This window comes from Rhizobium sp. ZX09, assembly GCF_017357485.1.
GTDB classification, from domain to species: domain Bacteria; phylum Pseudomonadota; class Alphaproteobacteria; order Rhizobiales; family Rhizobiaceae; genus Agrobacterium; species Agrobacterium pusense.
In genome coordinates, this window is record NZ_CP031363.1 from 2,891,841 (window position 1) to 2,911,508 (window position 19,668).

Sequence of the window (19,668 nt, forward strand, 5' to 3'; positions counted from 1 at the left end):
TGCAATCACGGGACTTGACGAAGGCGTGATCTTCAGGGAGTAAGAAGGGGCCCTGCGATGATTTGTCTCGCAAGGGCAGAGGAAACAAAGGTGCCGGGCCCCTCTGGCGAGAGTTTTACGGCGCTCTCGTGATGTCGGTACCGCCTGCAAAATTCGCCGGCGGATTAAAAACTATGAAAAACCTGAATGTGCTTCGCGCGCGTGCTTTCTGCGTGCGGCCTGACGCCCCGCGTCGGTCTGCAACCGTCCTCGTAATGAACGGTGACCGGACATGAGCGCTGCCCAGAAAACCACGCTCTCCTACTTCAAGTGGGCTTTTATCGTCACCATCGTCGGTCTCATCCTCGGCGGCTATCTTGGCTGGGAAATGACCGGTACGGTTGGCGGTACCGCGACGATCTTCTTCATCTGCGTCGTTCTGGCGGTGCTGGAAATCTCGCTTTCTTTCGATAACGCCATCGTCAACGCGAACAAGCTGAAGGACATGACGCCGGTCTGGCAGCACCGCTTCCTGACATGGGGCATTCTCATTGCCGTTTTCGGCATGCGTATCGTCTTCCCGCTGCTGATCGTTGTCGTCGCCGCCAATGTCGGTCCCTGGACGGCCATCGTCATGGCGGCAACCCAGCCGGAACGTTATGCGGAAATCATGCAGGACGCCCATCTGCCGATTGCGGCTTTCGGCGGCACCTTCCTGATGATGGTCGGTCTCAACTTCTTCTTTGACCATGAAAAGGACGTGCATTGGGTGCGCTGGATCGAGGAAAAGGCTGCGACCTATTCCTCCGTCAAGGGGATCGAGATCGCCTTCGTGCTTGTTGTCATGCTGATCTTTTCGCGCATCATCGGCGCCAGCGACAACCCGGAACTCGGTCCGGTCGCGGCCAACACGTTCTTCCATTCGGCGATCTGGGGCCTCTTGACCTTCCTGCTGGTAGAAGTTGTCGGCGGCATTCTTGATCGTAGCCAGGAAATGCTGGAAGGCGCAGCAAAGGGCGGCTTCGGTGCGTTTCTTTATCTCGAAGTGCTTGACGCCAGCTTCTCCTTCGATGGCGTGATCGGTGCCTTCGCGCTGACGCAGAACCTGTTCATCATCGCCATTGGCCTCGGCATCGGCGCCATGTACGTGCGCTCGATGACAATCATGCTGGTCGAGAAAGGAACGCTTGCCGAATATCGCTATCTGGAGCACGGCGCCTTTTATGCGATCCTGATCCTGTCCGTCATCATGTATGTGCAGACCATGGTGCACATACCTGAAGTCATCACGGGCCTTGGCGGTGCAACCCTGATCGGTATCTCGCTCTGGTCGTCGATCCGCTATAATCGGCAGCAGAATGCCGATGCAGTCGATGCCGCACGCGGCGCAGAGATTTGATCCACAATACCCCTGTCTTCCGCCGTCACGGCGGGAGACAGTTTTTAAGCGTTGAGTTCGTTCTTGCCTCTTTTTATCGCCATTTACGCCTTGCAAACGCCTTCGCTGCGCGCGTCATTTATCCATTAAGTCCCTGATTTAAAATATACTTGTGCGGCGCGGCAAAACTGGCACGATTTCTGCACCTCATCTTGCAAGTCCAGAGGGGACATATGGCCCAAAAATGGGTCAACAAGTACCGCCGCGCCGCGCGATCTTTCGGATCTGCGCCGTGCGGCGGTTCTGTTTGTGGGGATGGTTCTTGAGTTTTTCGCGCTGTTGCATGAAAACGATAGGACAACGACTGGAAGGTTTATCGGCTTGCCTGCAGAACTTTCGCCCACGGCCGCCCTCGGGCTCTGGCATCGCGTCTCGATGGCGCAGGTCACGGCCGATGCGCCCGATTTGACCTTGCGTCAGACGGCCATCCTGCTGCAGATTTATCTTGTGCCGCCGCCGCATACCGTGCGCGGCCTCGCCGGCCTGCTGGGCGTGACCAAGCCGGTCATCACCCGCGCGCTCGACAGTCTCGGCGCGCTAGGGCTGGTTGACCGGGCCCGGGATGAGCGGGACAGGCGCAATGTCGTGATAAAGCGCACCGTCGCAGGCGCGCTTTATCTGGAAAAATTCTGCGATCTGATTATTGATCAGGCCCGTAATATCTAACCTCTGGACGTGAACCCCATGATGCTCGACCGCCGCCTGAATATCTTCCGCTCCGATCTCGCCGACGAAAAACTGCAAGGGGCGGTGCAGGCCGATCGTTTCGTCAGCGGATCTCCCGCACAGGTCGTGGTACCTGTCATCGGCCTGCGGCCCACGCCGGACCTTGTCGCCGGTATCGATACCGAACTGCTGTTCGGCGAGACCCTGCGCGTTTTCGACAGGGCGAACGGCTGGGCCTGGGTGCAGGCGGATGCGGATGGTTATGCGGGTTACGTGCCGGAAACGGCCATTGGTGATGTCGTCGCGGCCACTCACCGTATCGTTGCTCCCCGTACCTTTGTTTATCCTTCGGCCGAACTGCGCAAGCCACCGGTGGCGGCGCTGTCCATGGGCAGCCTGATCCGGATCGTCGGTGAAGAGGAGACCCGTGGCACCCGGTATCTCATGACCGAAAATGGCGAAGGCATCATTGCCGCCCACTGCCGAACCGTCGATGCTGCCGCAGACGACGACTATGTCGCGGTGGCGTTGCGCTTCATCGAAACCCCCTATCTCTGGGGCGGTCGCTCCGGCTTTGGTATCGATTGTTCAGGTCTCGTACAGCTTTCCATGGCGATGGCGGGCCGGCGGGTGCTGCGCGATACCGACATGCAGGTAAAATCGCTCGGTGTGGAAATAGAGCGGGACGAATTGCGGCGCGGCGATCTGGTTTTCTGGAAAGGCCATGTCGGGCTGATGGAAAATGAGGAAACGCTGCTGCACGCCAACGGCCATACCATGAATGTCGCGCGCGAAAATCTCGATGCGGCCATTGAGCGCATCGGCTGGCTTTATGAAAAGCCGACGGCGTTCCGTCGCCTGGAGGACTGAGGGGGCGCTTCACGAAATTGTTCCCGTCTTGCCCTTTGTGGGAGAGCCGTCGCCGGCCTACATGCTGTCAATAATGGTACGGGACCGACACTCATGAAGACAAGAACGGCGGCACGATTGGCAGCGATCCTCGCGGCGGTCTTATTGAGCACTTCGGCAGAGGCCCAGACGGTGTTCCAGAACGGTTTTGCCCCGGCACCCGACGCCTATGCCAACCTGCCCGGTGTAAAAGACCCTCGAACGCTCCAACCCAAGGTCCGTTATAACTGCCATAGCGAACTGGGAAGTACCGGATATTCACGGGGGCCCTACCGGACCGTCTTCGGCAGTCGCGGACTTCCCGTCCAGGGTTACCGCTGCACCGATGAAAACGGTATTTCCAGCTTTGGCGGACGTAACCCCGTTTCCAAGGATTGGTACCCCGGCATCAATCCCGTTGATCCGACTTTCTGACGCGGCGTGCCCGTAGCGCCGGGCTGAAAACGATAATGAGGTTGCCGGGAAATCAACGCGCGAGCAGGCTGGTGAGGCATTTGCCGGGCCGGTGCTCTGGACTTGTTGTCGCTTTTTCAGATAAATCTTCCACATGACGGGTTGATACCTGCCGGGGTGCGGATTGACATCGGCTATTCTGACCTTTGGCCGATACTGGGGAATGCAAGTATGACGAAGACCGATATAGCCACCCGTGTCCACAATCATACCTGGAAACTTGACCCGATCGTCCGCAGCCTGATCGACACGGATTTCTACAAGCTGTTGATGTTGCAGATGATCTGGAAGCTTTATCCGGAAGTCGACGCGACGTTTTCGCTGATCAACCGCACCAAGACGGTGCGGTTGGCCGAGGAGATCGACGAGATGGAGCTGCGCGAACAGCTCGATCATGCGCGTACGCTGCGTCTTTCCAAAAAAGAGAATATCTGGCTTGCGGGTAACACGTTTTACGGCCGCTCGCAGATTTTCGAGCCGGAATTTCTCTCCTGGCTATCAAGCTATCAGCTGCCGGAATATGAGCTTTTCAAGCGCGACGGGCAGTACGAGCTGAATTTCCACGGCCGCTGGATGGATACGACGCTCTGGGAAATCCCGGCGCTCGCCATCATCAACGAGTTGCGTTCGCGTAGCGCCATGCGCTCGCTCGGTTACTTCACGCTGGATGTTCTCTATGCCCGCGCAAAGGCCAAGATGTGGGAGAAGGTTGAGCGGCTGCGGGAACTGCCGGGCCTGCGCATTTCCGATTTCGGCACCCGCCGCCGCCATAGCTTTCTGTGGCAGCGCTGGTGCGTCGAGGCGTTGAAGGAAGGCATCGGGCCGGCCTTTACCGGTACGAGCAACGTGCTGCTCGCCATGGATTCGGACCTTGAAGCCGTCGGGACGAACGCGCATGAACTGCCGATGGTGGTCGCGGCGCTGGCGCAGACTGATGAGGAGTTGGCTGCCGCGCCCTATCAGGTTCTGAAGGACTGGAACCGGCTTTATGGTGGCAACCTGCTGATTGTTCTGCCCGACGCCTTCGGCACGGCGGCGTTTCTGCGCAATGCGCCGGAATGGGTGGCTGACTGGACGGGTTTCCGCCCGGACAGCGCACCGCCGATCGAGGGTGGCGAGAAGATCATCGAGTGGTGGCAGAAGATGGGTCGCGACCCGCGCAAGAAGATGCTGATCTTCTCCGATGGCCTCGATGTCGATGCCATCATTGACACTTACAGGCATTTCGAAGGCCGCGTTCGCATGAGCTTCGGCTGGGGCACCAACCTCACCAATGATTTTGCTGGCTGCGCGCCAAAAACCATCGCCAGCCTCAAGCCGATCTCCATCGTCTGCAAGGTCAGCGATGCCAATGGCCGACCGGCTGTGAAACTCTCGGACAACCCGCAAAAAGCAACTGGTGAACCGGCTGAAGTGGAGCGTTACCTGAAATTCTTCGGCCAGGAAGATCACAAGGAACAGAAGGTTCTGGTTTGATCAAAGCAGGGCGCTCCGGTCGACGAAGCGCCCGCGACGCCGCTATTTCGTGAACTGGTGTGCGATATAATGGAAGAGGGCGCGAATACCCTGCGCTTCTCCACCGATCGATGAGTGGTGCCTTTCACTCAGCGACCAGCCGTAAATGTCGAAATGCGCCCAGCGCCGGGTGTTGGTCACGAAACGCTTGAGAAACAGCGCGGCGGTGATCGATCCGCCCATGCCGCCGGAAGGCGCATTGGTGATATCGGCCGCGCGCGAGCGAATGTCCTTGTCGTATCCCATATAGAGCGGCATGCGCCACAGCGGATCGTCGGTATCGATGCTGGCTTCAGCGATGTCATGGGCCAGATCGTCGTCGTCGGTGTAGAAGGGCGGCAGATCGGGACCGAGTGCGACGCGGGCGGCGCCGGTCAATGTTGCCATGTCGATCATCAGGTCTGGGGCGTCCTCATCGGCGTAGGCCAGAGCGTCCGCCAGAACGAGGCGGCCTTCCGCATCGGTATTGTCGATCTGCACCGTCAGCCCCTTGCGGCTCCGGTAAATGTCACCGGGACGAAAGGCGTTGGAAGAGATGGAGTTTTCGACGGCGGGCACGAGGACGCGCAGGTCGACCGGCAGCTTCGCGTCCATGATCATCAGCGCCAGGCCAAGGACATTGGCGGCGCCGCCCATGTCCTTCTTCATCAGGGCCATGGACGCTGCGGGTTTTATATCGAGACCGCCGGTGTCGAAGCACACGCCCTTGCCAACAAGCGTCAGACGCGGATTACCCTTTTTACCCCAGTTCATTTCCAGAAGCCGTGGTGCGCTTTCGCTGGCGCGGCCGACGGCGTGGATGAGGGGGAAGTTTTCCTTCAGCAGGTCGTCGCCGGTGGTCACCTTCACCTTCGCCTTGTAATGGGCGGCAAGGCCCCGGAAAGCGATCTCCAGCTCATCCGGTCCCATGTCGTTGGCAGGCACATTGATGAGATCGCGCGCGAGGAAGACGCCCGCGAGAACGCGCTTGATCTCGCCGTCTTCGGCATCCTGGGGAATGAGCAGCTTCGCCCCGCTGGTTTTGGTGGTCTTGTATTTGTCGAAGCGGTAGCTGCCGAGGCCGAAACCGAGAGCGAGGCGATTGGCCGTCAGTGGTGCGGTCTCGATGTGCCACTCGCCTTCAGGCAGTTCGCGGGCGAGTTTACCGGTGATGAACGGGATTTCAGAGGGATTGCCGCCAAGGCCGAGAAGCACGCCGCCGAGCGAACCATCGGCGGAGGGAACGAGCAGGATGGCACCGGCCTCGGCCTTGAACCCTGCTTTCTTTGCCCAGTCCAGAGCCACGGGATCAATGGCGCCCTGCTCGATGTGGGCCGGCGTGACTGCGAAAACCGGCAGTGTACTGCCTGCCTTTGAGCTGAAAGGGGTCGGGCGTTCGATGAACTGATAGGGCGCCATTATATGCTTCCGTAAATGTCGAGAATCGGTGCGATTAACGCTCTGTTAGGGTTAACAGATTATTGCTTAAGCGAAAGTTGCGTCATGTGAGTCTGTCGTTTGTCGGGCGCAAGATTGATCATTCTTGGGCGAGGGCGCTGCCATGACTGCTTTTTCTTTGGCTGAGACAGGCCGGACAGGGTTGCTGCGGGGCGTGTGTTTTGCCGCATTGGTTCTTGCGGTTTCTGGATGTGCAAGCACCAACAAACCGGACCGGATGTCTACCGGCTCCATTCCCGCCGCCGCGCGCTCCTATGATCACATGAACATGGACCAGCTTCGCCAGGCGGAAGAAACCGCCGGCAAAGCCTATGAACGCAATCCCAAGGACAAGTCGGTGGGCATGAATTATGCCAGCGTCTTGATGATGACGGGCAAGAACACGCAGGCTCTTGCAGTCATGCAGCAGATAGCCATCGCCAATCCCGCCGACCGCGACGTGCTTGCCGCGTATGGCAAGGCACAGGCGGCCGCGGGACAGCTGGAGCAGGCGCTTTCAACCATCCAGCGGGCGCAGACACCCGATCGACCCGATTGGCGCCTCTATTCGGCCGAAGGCGCGGTGCTTGACCAGCTTGGACGTTCCAGCGAAGCCCGCTCCCGCTATCGGCAGGCGCTTGACCTGAAGCCGAACGATCCGAGCGTGCTTTCAAATCTCGGCATGTCCTATGTGCTATCGAGCGATCCGCGCACTGCCGAAACCTATCTGCAATCGGCCATCGCCCAGCCTGGCGCCGACAGCCGCGTTCGCCAGAACCTCGCGCTCGTTGTCGGCCTCCAGGGTCGCTTCGCCGAAGCAGAGCGCATTGCGGTACAGGAACTCTCGCCGCAGCAGGCCCAGGCAAACCTGACTTATCTGCGGGCAATGCTGTCCCAGCAAAATTCCTGGCAGCAGCTCGCAAAAAAAGACGGAAAGCCGGCGGGCTGATGCTTCGCGCGATGCCGCGTCCTTATATCCGGAACTTGACGCGTCGCCGCGAAATTCGGGCGAAATGTTTTTCAGAACGTGTCCAGCACGCGGATGATGGCAGGGCCTAGAATGACGGCGATGAGGACCGGCAGGAAAAATACAATCATCGGCACAGTCAGCTTCGGCGGTAGTGCAGCCGCTTTTTTCTCCGCTTCGTTCATGCGTTCGTCGCGGCCTTCCTGTGCGAGAACGCGCAGCGCCTGAGCGAGCGGCGTTCCGTAACGTTCCGCCTGAATAAGCGCTTGCACCACGCTTTTCACGGCTTCGAGCTGTGTTCGCGTGCCGAAATTCTCGAGAGCGACGCGCCGGTCCTGCAGGAACGACAGTTCCGCCGTTGTCAGCATCATTTCTTCAGCCAGTTCGGGTGACTGCTCGCCCATTTCCTCCGCCACGCGGCGCATCGCGGCCTCCATGGACACGCCGGATTCGATGCAGATCAGCATGAGGTCGAGCGCATCCGGCCAGGCCTTCTTGATCGATGCCTGCCGTTTGTTCATGCGGTTCGACACATAGATATTGGGAGCATAGAAACCGATATAGCCGAACAGCAACACAGCCATCAGCCGGACGATGAAGGCTTTGTCGGAGAGATTGCCGAGCACGAAGATCCAGGTGAAGGCTACGGCCAGAAAAATGAAAGGCAGGATGAAGCGGGCGGCGAGAAACGTGTTGAACGCGTTTTGGGAACGAAGACCCGCTGCCCGCAGCTTGTTCATCGTGTTCTTGTCCGCAAGCGCTTCCTGGAGGTTGAATTTTTCCACGATGCGCCGGGCGGACTTGTTATTGGTGCCGCGCAGGGAGGTTTTGCCTTCCCTGGTAACGGTCGCAAGCCGCTCGCGCTCGCGGCTGCGGATGAGATCGCGTTCAGACGACACGGCTTTCATGCGTTTGGCAAAATCCTTCCGCTCGAAAACCGGCATGATGAGCGTATAAAGGGTGGCGAAAACCGCCAGCGTCACCAGAACGGCGACGATCGTTTGCGGATTGGTGAGGCTCGAAAGAAAACTCCCGCTCATTCTGCGCCCTCAAATATCGAAATTGATCATTTGGCGCATGATGAATATCCCGATCAACATCCAGACGGCCGACGCCCCAAGAATGATATGGCCGCGAATATCGGTAAAAAGCACCGATAGATATTCCGGCGAGGTAAAGTGCACCAGCATCATGACGACAAAGGGCAGCGAGCCGATGATGACCGCAGACGCCTTTGCCTCCATCGAAAGTGCATTCACCTTGGCGCGCATCTTCTTGCGGTCGCGCAGAACTTTGGAAAGGTTCGACAGCGCTTCGGAGAGGTTGCCGCCGGCCTGCGCCTGAATGTTGATGACGGTGCTGAAAAAGCTCACTTCGAAAAGCGGCATGGTCAGCATCATGCGCTCGATCGCCTGGGGAATGCCGATGCCGACCTGCTGCGCGTCGACAACCCGTTGGAACTCCGTTTTCACCGGCTCCTGGCCGTCAGACGCGATCAATCGCACCGCGTCGTTCAGCGGCAAGCCGGATTTGATCGAGCGACACATGACATCAAGTGCGTTGGGAAACTCTTCGAGGAATTTCTTCTGCCGGCGCTTGAGGAGGAACGCCAGTGCCCAGCGCGGCAGCCCCAGCGCGATAACGGCGCCTATCGGTAGGGCGATAAGCAATGACAGGCCATAAAGAAGTGCGATGAGGGTGGCAAAGCCCGCCGCGCCGACGCTCAGCAGCTGAAACTGTCGCAGGGACAGCGTCAGCCCTGCCTGAACGAGCTTTTCGCGCAAACCGACATTTTTTGCCTTTTTTGCCCTCTCATTTTGTTTTTTTTCCATTTCCCGCAGGTTGTCCTGCATGGATTTGCGACGTTTGCTGAGCTCCTGCACGCGGTCACGTGCGGCTTTGATGTTGGTGTGGTCAGTCTCCGCGGCCTGGACCCGCTTGAAGCGGCTGGTGGTCTTTTTTTCGACCTCTATCTGCTGGAAAAGAAAAGCGTAAGCGAGCGCGCCCGCCGAAACGGCGACGAGTGCGGCCAATAAGAGGATTGTCGGGTCCATGGCGGTCGCTTTCCGTTAAGAGGTCTTTTCCATTTCATCGAGCGCGGCGGCCAGGCGTTTTTCCTCGCCATAATAGCGTGCACGGTCCCAGAAATGGGGTTTGCTGATGCCCGTCGATACATGTCTGCCGATCAGTTTGCCGTTGGCATCCTCACCTTCGATTTCGTATCGCATCAAATCCTGAGTGACGATGACGTCGCCTTCCATGCCGATCACTTCCGTGATCTGGGTTATCCGGCGTGAACCATCACGCAGGCGCTGCGCCTGAATGACGACATCGATTGATCCCGAGATGATTTCACGCACGGTTTTGGCCGGCAGGGTGAAGCCGCCCATGGCGATCATGGATTCGATGCGGCTGAGGCACTCGCGTGGTGTATTGGCGTGCAGCGTTCCCATTGAACCGTCATGGCCGGTATTCATCGCCTGGAGCAGGTCGAATACCTCCGGTCCGCGCACTTCGCCGACGATGATGCGTTCCGGCCGCATGCGAAGGCAGTTCTTGACGAGATCCCTCATCGTGATCTCACCTTCCCCTTCGATGTTCGGAGGCCGCGTTTCGAGTCTGACGACATGCGGTTGCTGCAGCTGCAGTTCGGCGGTGTCTTCGCAGGTAATGACGCGCTCATCCCTGTCGATGAAGCTCGTCAGGCAATTGAGAAGCGTGGTCTTGCCGGAGCCGGTGCCGCCCGAGATGACGACGTTGCAGCGGACACGACCGATGATCTTGAGCAGTGTCGCGCCTTCGGGTGTGATCGCACCGAAACGCACGAGCTGGTCGAGCGTAAGCTTGTCCTTCTTGAATTTTCGGATTGTCAGCGCCGGGCCGTCGATGGCGAGCGGCGGCGCGATGACGTTGACGCGCGAGCCGTCCGGCAGGCGGGCGTCGCATATGGGGCTCGATTCATCCACACGTCGGCCAACCTGGCTGACGATGCGCTGGCAGATGGAAAGCAATTGCGCGTTGTCGCGGAAGCGGATGTCGGATTCGATGGTCTTGCCGCCGACTTCGATGAAGGTCTGGCCAGAACCATTGACCATGATATCGGCGATATCGTCGCGGGCAAGAAGGGGCTCAAGCGGCCCATAACCGAGAACGTCATTGCAGATGTCTTCAAGCAGTTCTTCCTGCTCGGCAATCGACATTGCGAAATTCTTGATCGTGATGATGTCGTTGACGATATCGCGAATTTCCTCGCGCGCGCTCTCCGCATCAAGTTTGGCGAGCTGCGAAAGGTCGATCGTATCGATGAGCGCGGAAAATACCTGGCCCTTGGTATTGTAATAATCCTCCGTGCGGGCGCGCTTTTTTTGCGCCGGCTGCGTGACCGCCATCTGTCGCGCTACGGGTGATTGGCCCGGCTCGAGCGTGTCGATGGAGAGAGAGCGCGGCTCGGGCGCCGCCACCTGCATGGGGACAGGTGCGACGGGATCCGGCTTCGTGTTTCTGGCTGGGCCCTCGGCCCCGCGTTTTCCGAACATCGGCGTTTCCGTCAATAGGCGCGGAGGGAATCCCTACTTGCGCTTGAGAATATTCTTAAGTCTGTCCAGACCGCCGCGCCGGCTTTTGCGCAGCACCGTGCGACCGGTGATGGTATGGGCAATTTGCGAGAAGGTTTCTGCGATCTGGGATTTTTCATCCATTTCGCTAATCATGCGTCCGCTGTTTGCGGCGTTTCCAAACAATTGCGCCTCGAATGGAATGATCGCAATCGGCTCGATTTCCAGCGGGTCGAAAAAATCCGCCGGAGCGATTTCGGGTCGCTTCGGCATGCCCACCTGGTTGAGGATGAGATGCGGCAATTTATCGTTGGGACGCAGTTTTATCAGCGCGTCGAACAGGTTCTTCGTGTTGCGAAGATTCGCAAGATCCGGAACCGCGGTGATGACGACCTCATCCGCTTCCGCAAGCACAGCCCGTGTCCAGTCGCACCATTGGTGGGGAAGGTCGAGGACGGCGACGGGGGCGCTACGCTGCAAAACCTCAAGGATCGGCAGAAAGGCCTGGCGGTCTAGATCGTAAGTCCGGTCAAGAAGCGACGGTGCCGCGAGCAGCGATAGGTGATCGGAGCATTTCGTCAAAAGGCGGTCGAGAAATACCTCATCCAGCCGCTCCGGCGAGAAAACCGCTTCCGCCATGCCCTGGGCCGGATCCTGATCGAAATCGATATTGGCTGTGCCATAAGCCAGATCCATGTCGGCGAGAATGGTTTCCGTCGAAAACAGGGTCGAGATGCCGAAGGCGCAATTATGTGCGACCGTCGAGGACCCAACCCCACCTTTGGCGCCGATGAAGGCGATGTTGCGGCCAAGCGGCTCCGCTTCGGGGTCGACGAAGATCGCGGCGATCGAAGCCAGAAGATCGGCCATGTTGACCGGGGCGACCAGATATTCGGAAATACCGTTGCGGATGAGGTCGCGATACAATGTTATGTCATTGTGGCGGCCGACAATGATGACACGGGTGGAGGGATCGCAAACCTCCGCGAGAGGAGCAAGATCATCCAGCAGCGAAGCCGGCGCGCTTGCCGTCTCCAGAATGATGAGATTTGGCGTAGGCGAGGCAGAGAACATCGTGGCCGCAGCGTTGATGTCACCCTTCGTCACCCGCAATGTTACCTTGCTCATGCGCCTGTCACCGGACAATGCGTCCATGACGCCCTGCATGTTGTCGCTGATGCAGAAGGCGTGGATGGAGATGCGGGGCAGGGGCCGCAGGCGGTCCATATCGGAGGTGCGCACCGGCTGCAGGGTGTCTGCTCCGTCGCTTGACTTGATGTCGTATTCTACAGCGCTCATCGTCTTTCCTGCCGTGACAATTGTTGGGACCGCATCAGTTTGCGGTGGCCGTGTTCTTGCCGTTACGATACGTATCGATAACCACTGCACGGCGCTCGGCATCGATGGGGCTCATGCCGCGCGGGCCGACCAGATCCATCGGATTGGCGACCTGAGCCGCGAGATTGCTTTGCGAAGCGCACCCGAAATTGTACCAGTTCTTGTTGGCGAAGGTGTTGTCCGAAAGGTCTTCCGGCCACTGGCCGCATTGCCCGGTCATGGCGGTAATAGCGACATAGCTCAGTCGGATGGGGGCGGAGTCGCCGTTCGGCGAAGCCGCATAACGTGTCTCCATGATCTTGCCCGGTGCGACCCCGGCGCCGGACAGCGTAGTGCGGATCTGTTTCGCCATTCTAGCGGCGCTTGCCGAATTGGCTGATCCCGATGGCATCTGGATGTTGATGACACCCGTCGACATCGACGCATAATTCTGGGCGAAACCACGTATATTGTCCGCCATCGCCGTGGTGAGACGGCTATCGCCTGCCGAAACCGGTATATCAAGCGAATGTTCCGCTTCCGACAGGGTGATCGGATGGCGGGTCCGGTAATCGTCGGGAATGGCGTTGGTCGTGAGCGGATCGCGCGCACAGCCTTGCAGAAGGCCGGCGGTGAGTGCAACCACGGCGACAAGCCCGGCGCGCCCCAGGGAAGAAGAGGAGGACGTTTCCCGCATGGTGTTTCCTGCCCTGAGGAGGCCTGTTCTGAAGAGGGGGTTTCGTGCGCGTGTCGTCATTTGTAGATGAACCCCACTGATCCCTGATAGGGAGCTGCCTGAACCTGATCCTTGCGGCCATAGACCTTGTTGACACGGTTCATGAAATACATGGCTGCATCGTTTTCCGGATTGAAGTTGTCATCCGGCCGGGCGATCTGGTTGCGCGCGACCGGGCGCACCAGATAGGGCGTTGCAATGATGACAAGTTCCGTTTCGTTGCGAAGGAAGTCCTTGCTGCGGAAAAGCGTGCCGAAGATCGGAACCTTTGAAATGCCCGGAAGCCCCGACATGGCCTGGCGGATATTATCCTGGACCAAGCCGGCGATGACGATCGAGCCGCCCGATGGGAGTTCGACGGTTGTCGAGGTCTCGCGCTTGCGGATCGACATATAAGTCGAACCTGGGATGTTCCGGCCTGCATTTCCGGTTACCACGTTACCTTCATAGGTAGGCTCGGAAACATTGGTCTCGATCTTGAGGCTGATCCGTCCTGGCGAAAGCACGACCGGCCGGAAATTCAAGGTTATGCCGTAGTCGACCGTGTCGGTCGTGCGCGTTATGGTCTGCTGGCCCGTATCCTTGTCGATGGTGACTTCCTGTTCCGCAGGCAGACGGAAATCGCCCCCGACATAGAACTTTGCCTGCTCGCCGGAAATGGCGGTGAGGCTGGGTTCGGCCAGCGTGCGTACGACGCCGGCCTGCTCCATGGCATTGAGATAGGTGGCAAAGTTGAGCGAACCGGAACCGATCGCGCCGCTGGCGATCCGCGAGGCGCCGCTGATTGCATTTCCAAGATTGGACGGATTTGCGAATTCGAAGCCGTTATTGCTTGTCGAACTGCTGATGGAGCCATTGAAACCCAGCTGTTTCAGCACCTGCCGGCTGACCTCGGCGACGGTAACCTTCAGCGTTACCTGATCTTCGCCTTCGATCGTCAGCATATTGACGATTTGCGATACCTGGCGGTTTTCGGCAAAAATTGCGGCGTCTCCGCCATTGTCGCCACCTGTCAGCGATATGTTACGGGTGGTGGCTTCACCACCCTTCAGAAAGGCTTCGGCAAGCTGTACTGCCCGTGCCGAGTCCTGCGGTGTACGAACCGTTCCCGTCAAAACGATATTGTCTGAAACAATTTCGACCTTGATGTCGGAGTCGGGAATAAAGCGGCGAATATTGGTCTCCAGCCCGACAATATCGCGCTCCACCTCGAGATCGAGGCTGACGATTTCACGGCCACTATCGCCGAAAATGAAAATATTGGTCTGCCCCACCGTTTTTCCGAAGAGATAGATTCGTCTCGACGTGCGGGTCACGGCATCGGCAAGGCTGGGGTCAGCAACGAGAATATCATGGGCGTCCTCGGGCAGGTCGATGACCAAAGCCTTGTTGAGGCCGAGTTTCAGGCGTTTGCGAACGCCCGAGCCACTCTCGGTGATGCGCACGATGCTGGCGCTTTGTGCCGCGGCCTCGCCGAGACGCAGAAATTCGGGCGAATGCGGGCCTGGAATGCCTGAAAAAGCCACGCAGAATGCAAGTCCGCCCAGCATCGATGAACGCAGGTGTTTTTTAACGCGCTTTGCCATGAACCCCCTGGTCATTGTGATGCTCCCTGATTGCCCTTGACGATTGAACCGGATTTGATCACCTGAATTTCCGGTTGGCCGGAGCCACCGTTGAGAAGATAGCCCGCCGAAAGCGTGTCGTTTTCCTGTGCATCGGCGATCGAGCGCAGGGCGAGAGTGAGGCGATCCGCCATCTGCTGCGCCACCGTTATGATCTTCGCCTGCTCAGGCGTCAGTTCCAGTGTGGCCGTTGCGCCCACGACGGCGGAAATCCCGTCTTCGCCTTCCTTGATCTGCTGGTCGATCGCGAGAACCCGGACATTGTTCAAAACATTCTCGGTCAGGAAGTTTCCGTTCTCACCCTTGCGAACCATGATGACGTCGACACGGTCATTGGGCAGTACGAAGCCGCCCGCGCCGGTTGAAACGGAAATTTCCGTGGCGACGGCGCGTTTTCCTGCCGGCAGAAGCGATGACATGATGCGGGTACTGGAATCGACGACTTTTTCCGGCCGCACCGGTTCCCCCTCGAACAGGGGCAACCGCACGACGGCGCCGGTGAGTTCGGTGATTGCGTTGGGGTTTTTGGCTTCGGTTATGAAGCTGTCGACGACATTGCCCTGCGGCCAGGGCGTCCAGCGCACCGAGCTGTCATTCAGACGGCTGCCGACGGGTAAATTGACCGAGGAAACGAGAACGTTGACCGTCGGCTCTTTCTGGATGATCGTTTCCGCCTTTTCGATAACCTGTTTTGCACCGGAAATCTGCATGGCGACAAGACCGGCAAGGCCGGCTGCAACCAGGGCAACGGAGAGAATGACGATACGCGACGGTTTCATGCTCGATCCTTGAGGGAATCAGATTCTTCTCCCGTCAGGATGGCGCGTCATTGGTATAATTATGGTTAATATTATACTTGGGTTTGTGGTTAACGAGCCTTTAATTTCGGTCCTTGAAGTAATTCATTCAAAGAAGACCGGCGATGGCGGCCTTTACCAGCGGCGCTTCACCGTATGTCAGAAGTCCGGCAATGGCGATACCGATCCCATAGGGGATTTTCTTTGCCACCATCAGTGAATCTGGGATAGGAATGCCTATCGCCATTATTTCCTGTGAGCGGGATCGCAAAAGCAGGATGCCAAGTGTCAACACACCGCCGATGAAGGTCACTGCGAGCAGAAATTCCATGAGGGAGATGTTGAAGCCGTACCACACGGCAGCGGCCGTCAGAAGCTTGGCATCTCCTCCACCCATGACATTGGCGGCGAAAAGCGCAAAACAGGCAAAAAATACAATAGCGGCGGCCGCGAGGCTCATGGCAAAAGTATGCCAGTCCATTCCGGAAAAAGGGGCTATGACCACAAAAGACGATAGCAGGAAAAGTGTTATCCTGTTCGGTATCGTCATGCTGAAGAGATCATTCAGAGCAGCAAAAGCGAGGCAAAAAGGCAATATCAGGAAAATTGCAGCGACTACCACGACCATCTCCTCGTGCTGCTTTTCACGGCAGCTACTCTATCGAAGGTATTCATAAAAAGACACGCCGCCTCAAGGGCGGCGTGTCCACTTCTGATTCAGTAACGCTTAGTTTGTTGGGGCAGGCGCATTGGCGTTGATTCTCTGAGAAAGAGCGGTGAAGAAAGCATTGAGCCGCGTACCAACGGCCGAAGCGCCGCCGATGATTGCAACGGAAATAAGCGCGGCGATCAGGCCGTATTCAATTGCCGTGGCGCCGGATTCGTCCTTGAGGAAACGAGCGAAAATCTTGGTCATGAGTATCTCCTAACTCTTGTTTGGTTCAGCACGCCGACAACTGTTCTCCGTTGTTCGGTTGCGTTCAAACTACCGCCGAGCAATTTCCAAGCACTTAAAAAAAAGGATTAATCCAAAGTAAACGTCCTGTTGAGTTTCTCTTGGTAAACAAATATAAAAAGTATTGCCTGTATTTTTATATTTGCTGGAAAACGAATATATTCCGCTGCAAGCTGTTTCCTGTTTTGAGAAGAGCGCGCTATAGATGAGACATATATGTTCATTTTTGGTGCGGGTTTGCGGCAGTGGGGAATGACTTGAGATGCGCATGGTTATCGCTTTAATCGTGCATTTTCGTCACTTAACGCTTCATTCACTAAAACCACGCATTCTTTGACGCGGTAAACTGCTGGTTAGTGAGCAAGGGCAAAAAGCGTGTCATCCGGAAAACTGACGAAAATTGTGGTCGGCTTGTCCGTCATTCTGGGAGCGGCGTTCCAGCCCGGTTTTGCCCAGGAAGACATATTGCGCGTCTCGATGAATCACGCCCGCGTCCTCCGTCTCGACCGTCCTGTCAGCAAGGTTATCGTCGGCAATTCGAAAGTTGCCGATGCCACGGTTGCCGACGCCACCACGATCGTGCTGACCGGTCGCAGTTTCGGCACGACAAATCTCGTACTTCTCGACGCTGAAGGGAATCCAATCGTCGATGAGCGGATTCTCGTCTCCATTGATGAAGGCAATACGGTCCGTGTTTTCCGCCAGACGGAGCGAACCGTTCTTTCCTGTACGCCCAATTGTGAGCAGCATTCGCAAAACAGTGGCGACAAAGACGCCCAGCCTTAACAGGGCTTGGTCCGCCTCAAATCCGAACGATCGAGCCGCCGCATTCGATGACGTGAAGGCGTGAGCCTCGGCTCGTCATCTGCATCTTTTCCTAAGGGTAAGATTGGCGCTGGACATCAGCAAAACGAAAAACCGCAACATGTACCCCTGCGTTCTGCAGGAGGACCAAATGTTGCTGTTTTTTCGTCTAAGTATTTGATCTGGCTAAGATCAAAAATGGAATGGTGCCCAGAAGAGGACTCGAACCTCCACACCCTTGCGAGTACCAGCACCTGAAGCTGGCGCGTCTACCAATTCCGCCATCTGGGCGACGGAGAGCGATGTACGAGGGCAGCCGCCCGGTGTCAACAGGCTTTTTGAACTTTTATGACGGTCATTGATTTTAAAGGGAAAAAACTTGTCTGGTGCTGTTGAAACCCGTCGCCGGGTCAGGTGTCGAGGCCTTCGTGCTTCGTCCTGTCGACGTGACCGAGGTCTCGTTCCGGGTCGATGATGTCGCGGATTCTCCGTTTGAGCTCTTTTGGGCCGGGAAAACCGCCGTCACGTTTGCGTTCCCATATAATGGTACCGTCCACCCCGATCTCGAACACGCCGCCGGTTGAGGGGACAAGGCTCACTTCGCCGATGTCCGAGGCGAAGGTCTGCAGGATTTCCTGCGCCATCCATCCAGCCCGCAGCAGCCAGTTGCACTGGGTGCAGTAGCGTATCGTTATGCGCGGTTTGGTGTCGGTCATCATCACGTCTCCTTCGCGGCCGAGTCACGATAATGTTAACTTTAACGCTCATGTTTTTACCCGGCATATGCTTGTTCTTATCACGGGGCTTTGCGAACAGATAAGTCAATCGAAGGCTCAAGCAGAGAGATCCTATGGCCCAGTTCGACAATAATCGTCAGCGTCTGTTCGTTCCCGCCGTTGCACCGCTTTATAAAGGGACACACGATGTGGTGGAGACCATTTTGCGTGTCACGGCGGGACTTCTGCTGGTTACCCATGGTTTTGGCAAGATTCTCAATCCCTTCAGGGCGGTCGGCATGGTGGAGAGCCTCGGTTTTTACCCGGGCGTCTTCTGGTCGCCGCTGCTGGCGGCAACGGAATTCTTCGGCGGTATTTTCGTTGCCATCGGCCTTTTCACGCGGCCGGCATCCTTCGCCGCCATGATCGTCCTTCTGGTAACGGTCTGGTTCCATGGTGTGGTGAAGGCGGAAGGTCTGGGCGGTGCGGAAAAATCGATTCTCTGGGCGGCGATTTTCCTGTTCTTCGCGATTCGGGGCGGCAACCGGCATTCGGTCGACGCGAAGCTCTCGCGGGAATTCTAATATCCAGTGGCGGGGCCCATGCTGTGCCACGCCACTGCTGCCGTACCTCTTGAAAATCCCTTTTCATCATGGTGAAGCTTGGGTTCAATCGGCGAAACCCGCCGGCTGAATCATCTGTTATCATCAAGAGGTCGCATGCGCGTCGCAATTATCGAAAACATGGCGGGCACGCCGCATGGACAACTCGGCGTGGCATTGGCGGAGGCAAATGCGGAGGTACACGTCATTCGCGCCTATGCGGGGGAACCGCTTCCGAAAAATGCGGGCGGTCATGATGCCCTTATCGTTCTGGGCGGGGAGCAGAACGCACTCGACGATGCCCTCTATCCCTATCTTCCAGAGCTTGCGCGTTTAATGAAAACCTTTGGCGATGCGGGCAGGGCCGTCATGGGTGTTTGCCTCGGCAGCCAGCTGCTGGCCCGCGCTTATGGTGGCGAAAATATTCTATCCGGTCCACCGGAATTCGGCTGGCAAAAGGTGTCCCTCACGGAAGAGGGCATATCCGATCCGCTTTTGGCCGGGCTGGATAGAGCTTTTCCGATTTTTCAATGGCACTGCGATACATTTACACTACCACCCGGTGCCACCCGGCTTGCGACCAATGCCGTGACGCGGAATCAGGCCTTTCGCCTCGGACGGGCGGTCTATGGCACACAGTTCCATTTTGAGGCCTCCGCCGCAGTCGTTGACGGCTGGTGCGAGGCCTTTCCCGCTTCCATCGAAAAAATGGCGCCCGGCTGGCTGGCACAATATCCCGATCATCGCGATCTCCGCGCGGGGATGGCGGATGCAGCGGGTCTGGAGATTGCCCGTGCCTGGGTGCGGCTCATCTGACGGATTTTCTGTTGCGAATATCATGGTGCCAGACCAGAATTGCGTAGAGTTCGTTTTTCAGCGCGAAGGAGCCGTAAAGCCGATGTACAAATTCGAGATCTATCAAGACAAAGCCGGAGAGTTTCGCTTTCGCTTCAAGGCTTCGAACGGCGAGACGATGTTTGTCTCTGAAGGCTATAAGGCCAAGGCCTCGGCCATTCACGCGATTGAGTCGATCAAGAGAAATTCCCCCGGCGCCGACACCGTTGATCTCAGCACCATGACGGCCTGAGCCGTACAGTGAGAACCGGAATGCAATTTACCTGCCAGAAATGAAGGGCGCTTTGGTGGGTGCCGGCGTAAAGATAAGATTCAGTCTTTTTTGATAATCTTCCGTTAGCATTTGTATTTCGAGGTCTCCGGG

21 protein-coding genes and 1 tRNA gene are annotated in these 19,668 nt (G+C 57.5%); 10 read left to right on the forward strand and 12 right to left on the reverse strand.

Going from position 1 to position 19,668, the window contains the following annotated elements:
• The first annotated feature begins 271 nt into the window (after positions 1-271).
• From BTN45_RS14085 to pncB, 5 genes are all read left to right on the forward strand, one after another.
• Complete coding sequence (locus BTN45_RS14085) at positions 272-1,378, forward strand: DUF475 domain-containing protein (RefSeq protein ID WP_004439293.1); 1,107 nt, start codon at positions 272-274, stop codon at positions 1,376-1,378.
• A gap of 360 nt (positions 1,379-1,738) precedes the next feature.
• A complete protein-coding gene (locus tag BTN45_RS14090; protein WP_207588359.1) occupies positions 1,739-2,083 on the forward strand; it encodes a MarR family winged helix-turn-helix transcriptional regulator in 345 nt (114 codons plus the stop codon).
• A gap of 18 nt (positions 2,084-2,101) precedes the next feature.
• Positions 2,102-2,953 carry an NlpC/P60 family protein gene (locus BTN45_RS14095; RefSeq protein ID WP_207588361.1) on the forward strand — a complete coding sequence of 284 codons (852 nt, stop codon included), beginning with the start codon at positions 2,102-2,104 and terminating at the stop codon, positions 2,951-2,953.
• Between the two features lie 93 nt (positions 2,954-3,046).
• On the forward strand, positions 3,047-3,406 hold the full coding sequence (locus BTN45_RS14100) for a hypothetical protein (protein WP_072493832.1): 360 nt from the start codon (positions 3,047-3,049) through the stop codon (positions 3,404-3,406).
• Between the two features lie 210 nt (positions 3,407-3,616).
• Complete coding sequence (pncB, locus tag BTN45_RS14105) at positions 3,617-4,921, forward strand: nicotinate phosphoribosyltransferase (RefSeq protein WP_004439297.1); 1,305 nt, start codon at positions 3,617-3,619, stop codon at positions 4,919-4,921.
• Positions 4,922-4,963: 42 nt separating this feature from the next.
• Here the strand turns inward: pncB and BTN45_RS14110 are convergent, their stop codons facing one another.
• Positions 4,964-6,358, reverse strand: coding sequence for a M17 family metallopeptidase (locus tag BTN45_RS14110; protein WP_207588363.1), 1,395 nt, complete (start codon positions 6,356-6,358; stop codon positions 4,964-4,966).
• 142 nt (positions 6,359-6,500) lie between these two features.
• Between BTN45_RS14110 and BTN45_RS14115 the strand changes: the two genes are divergently transcribed.
• A complete protein-coding gene (locus tag BTN45_RS14115) occupies positions 6,501-7,325 on the forward strand; it encodes a tetratricopeptide repeat protein (protein WP_246751649.1) in 825 nt (274 codons plus the stop codon).
• A 71-nt stretch (positions 7,326-7,396) separates the two neighbouring features.
• Here the strand turns inward: BTN45_RS14115 and BTN45_RS14120 are convergent, their stop codons facing one another.
• From BTN45_RS14120 to BTN45_RS14160, 9 genes are all read right to left on the reverse strand, one after another.
• The gene (locus BTN45_RS14120; RefSeq protein ID WP_207588365.1) at positions 7,397-8,383 is read right to left on the reverse strand and encodes a type II secretion system F family protein; all 987 of its coding nucleotides are present in this window, start codon (positions 8,381-8,383) and stop codon (positions 7,397-7,399) included.
• Positions 8,384-8,392: 9 nt separating this feature from the next.
• Complete coding sequence (locus BTN45_RS14125; RefSeq protein WP_207588367.1) at positions 8,393-9,397, reverse strand: type II secretion system F family protein; 1,005 nt, start codon at positions 9,395-9,397, stop codon at positions 8,393-8,395.
• 15 nt (positions 9,398-9,412) lie between these two features.
• A complete protein-coding gene (locus BTN45_RS14130; RefSeq protein ID WP_207588370.1) occupies positions 9,413-10,879 on the reverse strand; it encodes a CpaF family protein in 1,467 nt (488 codons plus the stop codon).
• Positions 10,880-10,912: 33 nt separating this feature from the next.
• Entirely contained in the window at positions 10,913-12,196 is a 1,284-nt protein-coding gene (locus BTN45_RS14135; RefSeq protein ID WP_207588372.1) for a CpaE family protein, read from the reverse strand.
• 34 nt (positions 12,197-12,230) lie between these two features.
• Positions 12,231-12,911 carry a CpaD family pilus assembly protein gene (locus tag BTN45_RS14140; RefSeq protein ID WP_022555428.1) on the reverse strand — a complete coding sequence of 227 codons (681 nt, stop codon included), beginning with the start codon at positions 12,909-12,911 and terminating at the stop codon, positions 12,231-12,233.
• Between the two features lie 56 nt (positions 12,912-12,967).
• On the reverse strand, positions 12,968-14,551 hold the full coding sequence (locus tag BTN45_RS14145) for a type II and III secretion system protein family protein (protein ID WP_207588374.1): 1,584 nt from the start codon (positions 14,549-14,551) through the stop codon (positions 12,968-12,970).
• The gene (cpaB, locus tag BTN45_RS14150) at positions 14,548-15,354 is read right to left on the reverse strand and encodes a Flp pilus assembly protein CpaB (RefSeq protein WP_006699754.1); all 807 of its coding nucleotides are present in this window, start codon (positions 15,352-15,354) and stop codon (positions 14,548-14,550) included. The genes BTN45_RS14145 and cpaB overlap by 4 nt, the downstream gene beginning before the upstream one ends.
• Before the next feature lie 127 nt (positions 15,355-15,481).
• Positions 15,482-15,994, reverse strand: a complete 513-nt coding sequence (locus BTN45_RS14155) for a prepilin peptidase (RefSeq protein WP_006699753.1) — start codon at positions 15,992-15,994, stop codon at positions 15,482-15,484.
• 105 nt (positions 15,995-16,099) lie between these two features.
• Positions 16,100-16,288 (reverse strand): Flp family type IVb pilin, encoded by a 189-nt coding sequence (locus BTN45_RS14160; RefSeq protein WP_207588376.1) that lies wholly within the window; start codon positions 16,286-16,288, stop codon positions 16,100-16,102.
• Positions 16,289-16,729: 441 nt separating this feature from the next.
• Here BTN45_RS14160 and BTN45_RS14165 point away from each other — a divergent pair, with 441 nt between their 5' ends.
• Entirely contained in the window at positions 16,730-17,113 is a 384-nt protein-coding gene (locus BTN45_RS14165) for a pilus assembly protein N-terminal domain-containing protein (protein ID WP_246751692.1), read from the forward strand.
• 222 nt (positions 17,114-17,335) lie between these two features.
• Here the strand turns inward: BTN45_RS14165 and BTN45_RS14170 are convergent.
• Positions 17,336-17,422, reverse strand: a tRNA-Leu gene (locus tag BTN45_RS14170).
• A gap of 119 nt (positions 17,423-17,541) precedes the next feature.
• Positions 17,542-17,847 carry a SelT/SelW/SelH family protein gene (locus tag BTN45_RS14175; protein ID WP_207588380.1) on the reverse strand — a complete coding sequence of 102 codons (306 nt, stop codon included), beginning with the start codon at positions 17,845-17,847 and terminating at the stop codon, positions 17,542-17,544.
• A gap of 134 nt (positions 17,848-17,981) precedes the next feature.
• Here BTN45_RS14175 and BTN45_RS14180 point away from each other — a divergent pair, with 134 nt between their 5' ends.
• The 3 genes from BTN45_RS14180 (at position 17,982) to BTN45_RS14190 (ending at position 19,536) form a co-directional block, all read left to right on the forward strand.
• Positions 17,982-18,431, forward strand: coding sequence for a DoxX family protein (locus BTN45_RS14180; RefSeq protein ID WP_207588382.1), 450 nt, complete (start codon positions 17,982-17,984; stop codon positions 18,429-18,431).
• 135 nt (positions 18,432-18,566) lie between these two features.
• Positions 18,567-19,265 carry a type 1 glutamine amidotransferase gene (locus BTN45_RS14185; RefSeq protein ID WP_207588384.1) on the forward strand — a complete coding sequence of 233 codons (699 nt, stop codon included), beginning with the start codon at positions 18,567-18,569 and terminating at the stop codon, positions 19,263-19,265.
• An 82-nt stretch (positions 19,266-19,347) separates the two neighbouring features.
• Positions 19,348-19,536, forward strand: a complete 189-nt coding sequence (locus tag BTN45_RS14190) for a YegP family protein (protein WP_004439314.1) — start codon at positions 19,348-19,350, stop codon at positions 19,534-19,536.
• Positions 19,537-19,668 lie beyond the last annotated feature (132 nt).

Excerpts from the sequence above, each read along its gene's own strand:
- BTN45_RS14085 (WP_004439293.1), top strand. The coding sequence starts at position 272 with ATGAGCGCTGCCCAGAAAACCACGCTCTCCTACTTCAAGTGGGCTTTT.
- BTN45_RS14095 (WP_207588361.1), top strand. The coding sequence starts at position 2,102 with ATGATGCTCGACCGCCGCCTGAATATCTTCCGCTCCGATCTCGCCGAC.
- BTN45_RS14100 (WP_072493832.1), top strand. The coding sequence starts at position 3,047 with ATGAAGACAAGAACGGCGGCACGATTGGCAGCGATCCTCGCGGCGGTC.
- pncB (WP_004439297.1), top strand. The coding sequence starts at position 3,617 with ATGACGAAGACCGATATAGCCACCCGTGTCCACAATCATACCTGGAAA.
- BTN45_RS14110 (WP_207588363.1), bottom strand. The coding sequence starts at position 6,358 with ATGGCGCCCTATCAGTTCATCGAACGCCCGACCCCTTTCAGCTCAAAG.
- BTN45_RS14115 (WP_246751649.1), top strand. The coding sequence starts at position 6,501 with ATGACTGCTTTTTCTTTGGCTGAGACAGGCCGGACAGGGTTGCTGCGG.
- BTN45_RS14120 (WP_207588365.1), bottom strand. The coding sequence starts at position 8,383 with ATGAGCGGGAGTTTTCTTTCGAGCCTCACCAATCCGCAAACGATCGTC.
- BTN45_RS14125 (WP_207588367.1), bottom strand. The coding sequence starts at position 9,397 with ATGGACCCGACAATCCTCTTATTGGCCGCACTCGTCGCCGTTTCGGCG.
- BTN45_RS14130 (WP_207588370.1), bottom strand. The coding sequence starts at position 10,879 with ATGTTCGGAAAACGCGGGGCCGAGGGCCCAGCCAGAAACACGAAGCCG.
- BTN45_RS14135 (WP_207588372.1), bottom strand. The coding sequence starts at position 12,196 with ATGAGCGCTGTAGAATACGACATCAAGTCAAGCGACGGAGCAGACACC.
- BTN45_RS14140 (WP_022555428.1), bottom strand. The coding sequence starts at position 12,911 with ATGCGGGAAACGTCCTCCTCTTCTTCCCTGGGGCGCGCCGGGCTTGTC.
- BTN45_RS14145 (WP_207588374.1), bottom strand. The coding sequence starts at position 14,551 with ATGACCAGGGGGTTCATGGCAAAGCGCGTTAAAAAACACCTGCGTTCA.
- cpaB (WP_006699754.1), bottom strand. The coding sequence starts at position 15,354 with ATGAAACCGTCGCGTATCGTCATTCTCTCCGTTGCCCTGGTTGCAGCC.
- BTN45_RS14160 (WP_207588376.1), bottom strand. The coding sequence starts at position 16,288 with ATGACCAAGATTTTCGCTCGTTTCCTCAAGGACGAATCCGGCGCCACG.
- BTN45_RS14175 (WP_207588380.1), bottom strand. The coding sequence starts at position 17,847 with ATGACCGACACCAAACCGCGCATAACGATACGCTACTGCACCCAGTGC.
- BTN45_RS14180 (WP_207588382.1), top strand. The coding sequence starts at position 17,982 with ATGGCCCAGTTCGACAATAATCGTCAGCGTCTGTTCGTTCCCGCCGTT.
- BTN45_RS14185 (WP_207588384.1), top strand. The coding sequence starts at position 18,567 with ATGCGCGTCGCAATTATCGAAAACATGGCGGGCACGCCGCATGGACAA.
- BTN45_RS14190 (WP_004439314.1), top strand. The coding sequence starts at position 19,348 with ATGTACAAATTCGAGATCTATCAAGACAAAGCCGGAGAGTTTCGCTTT.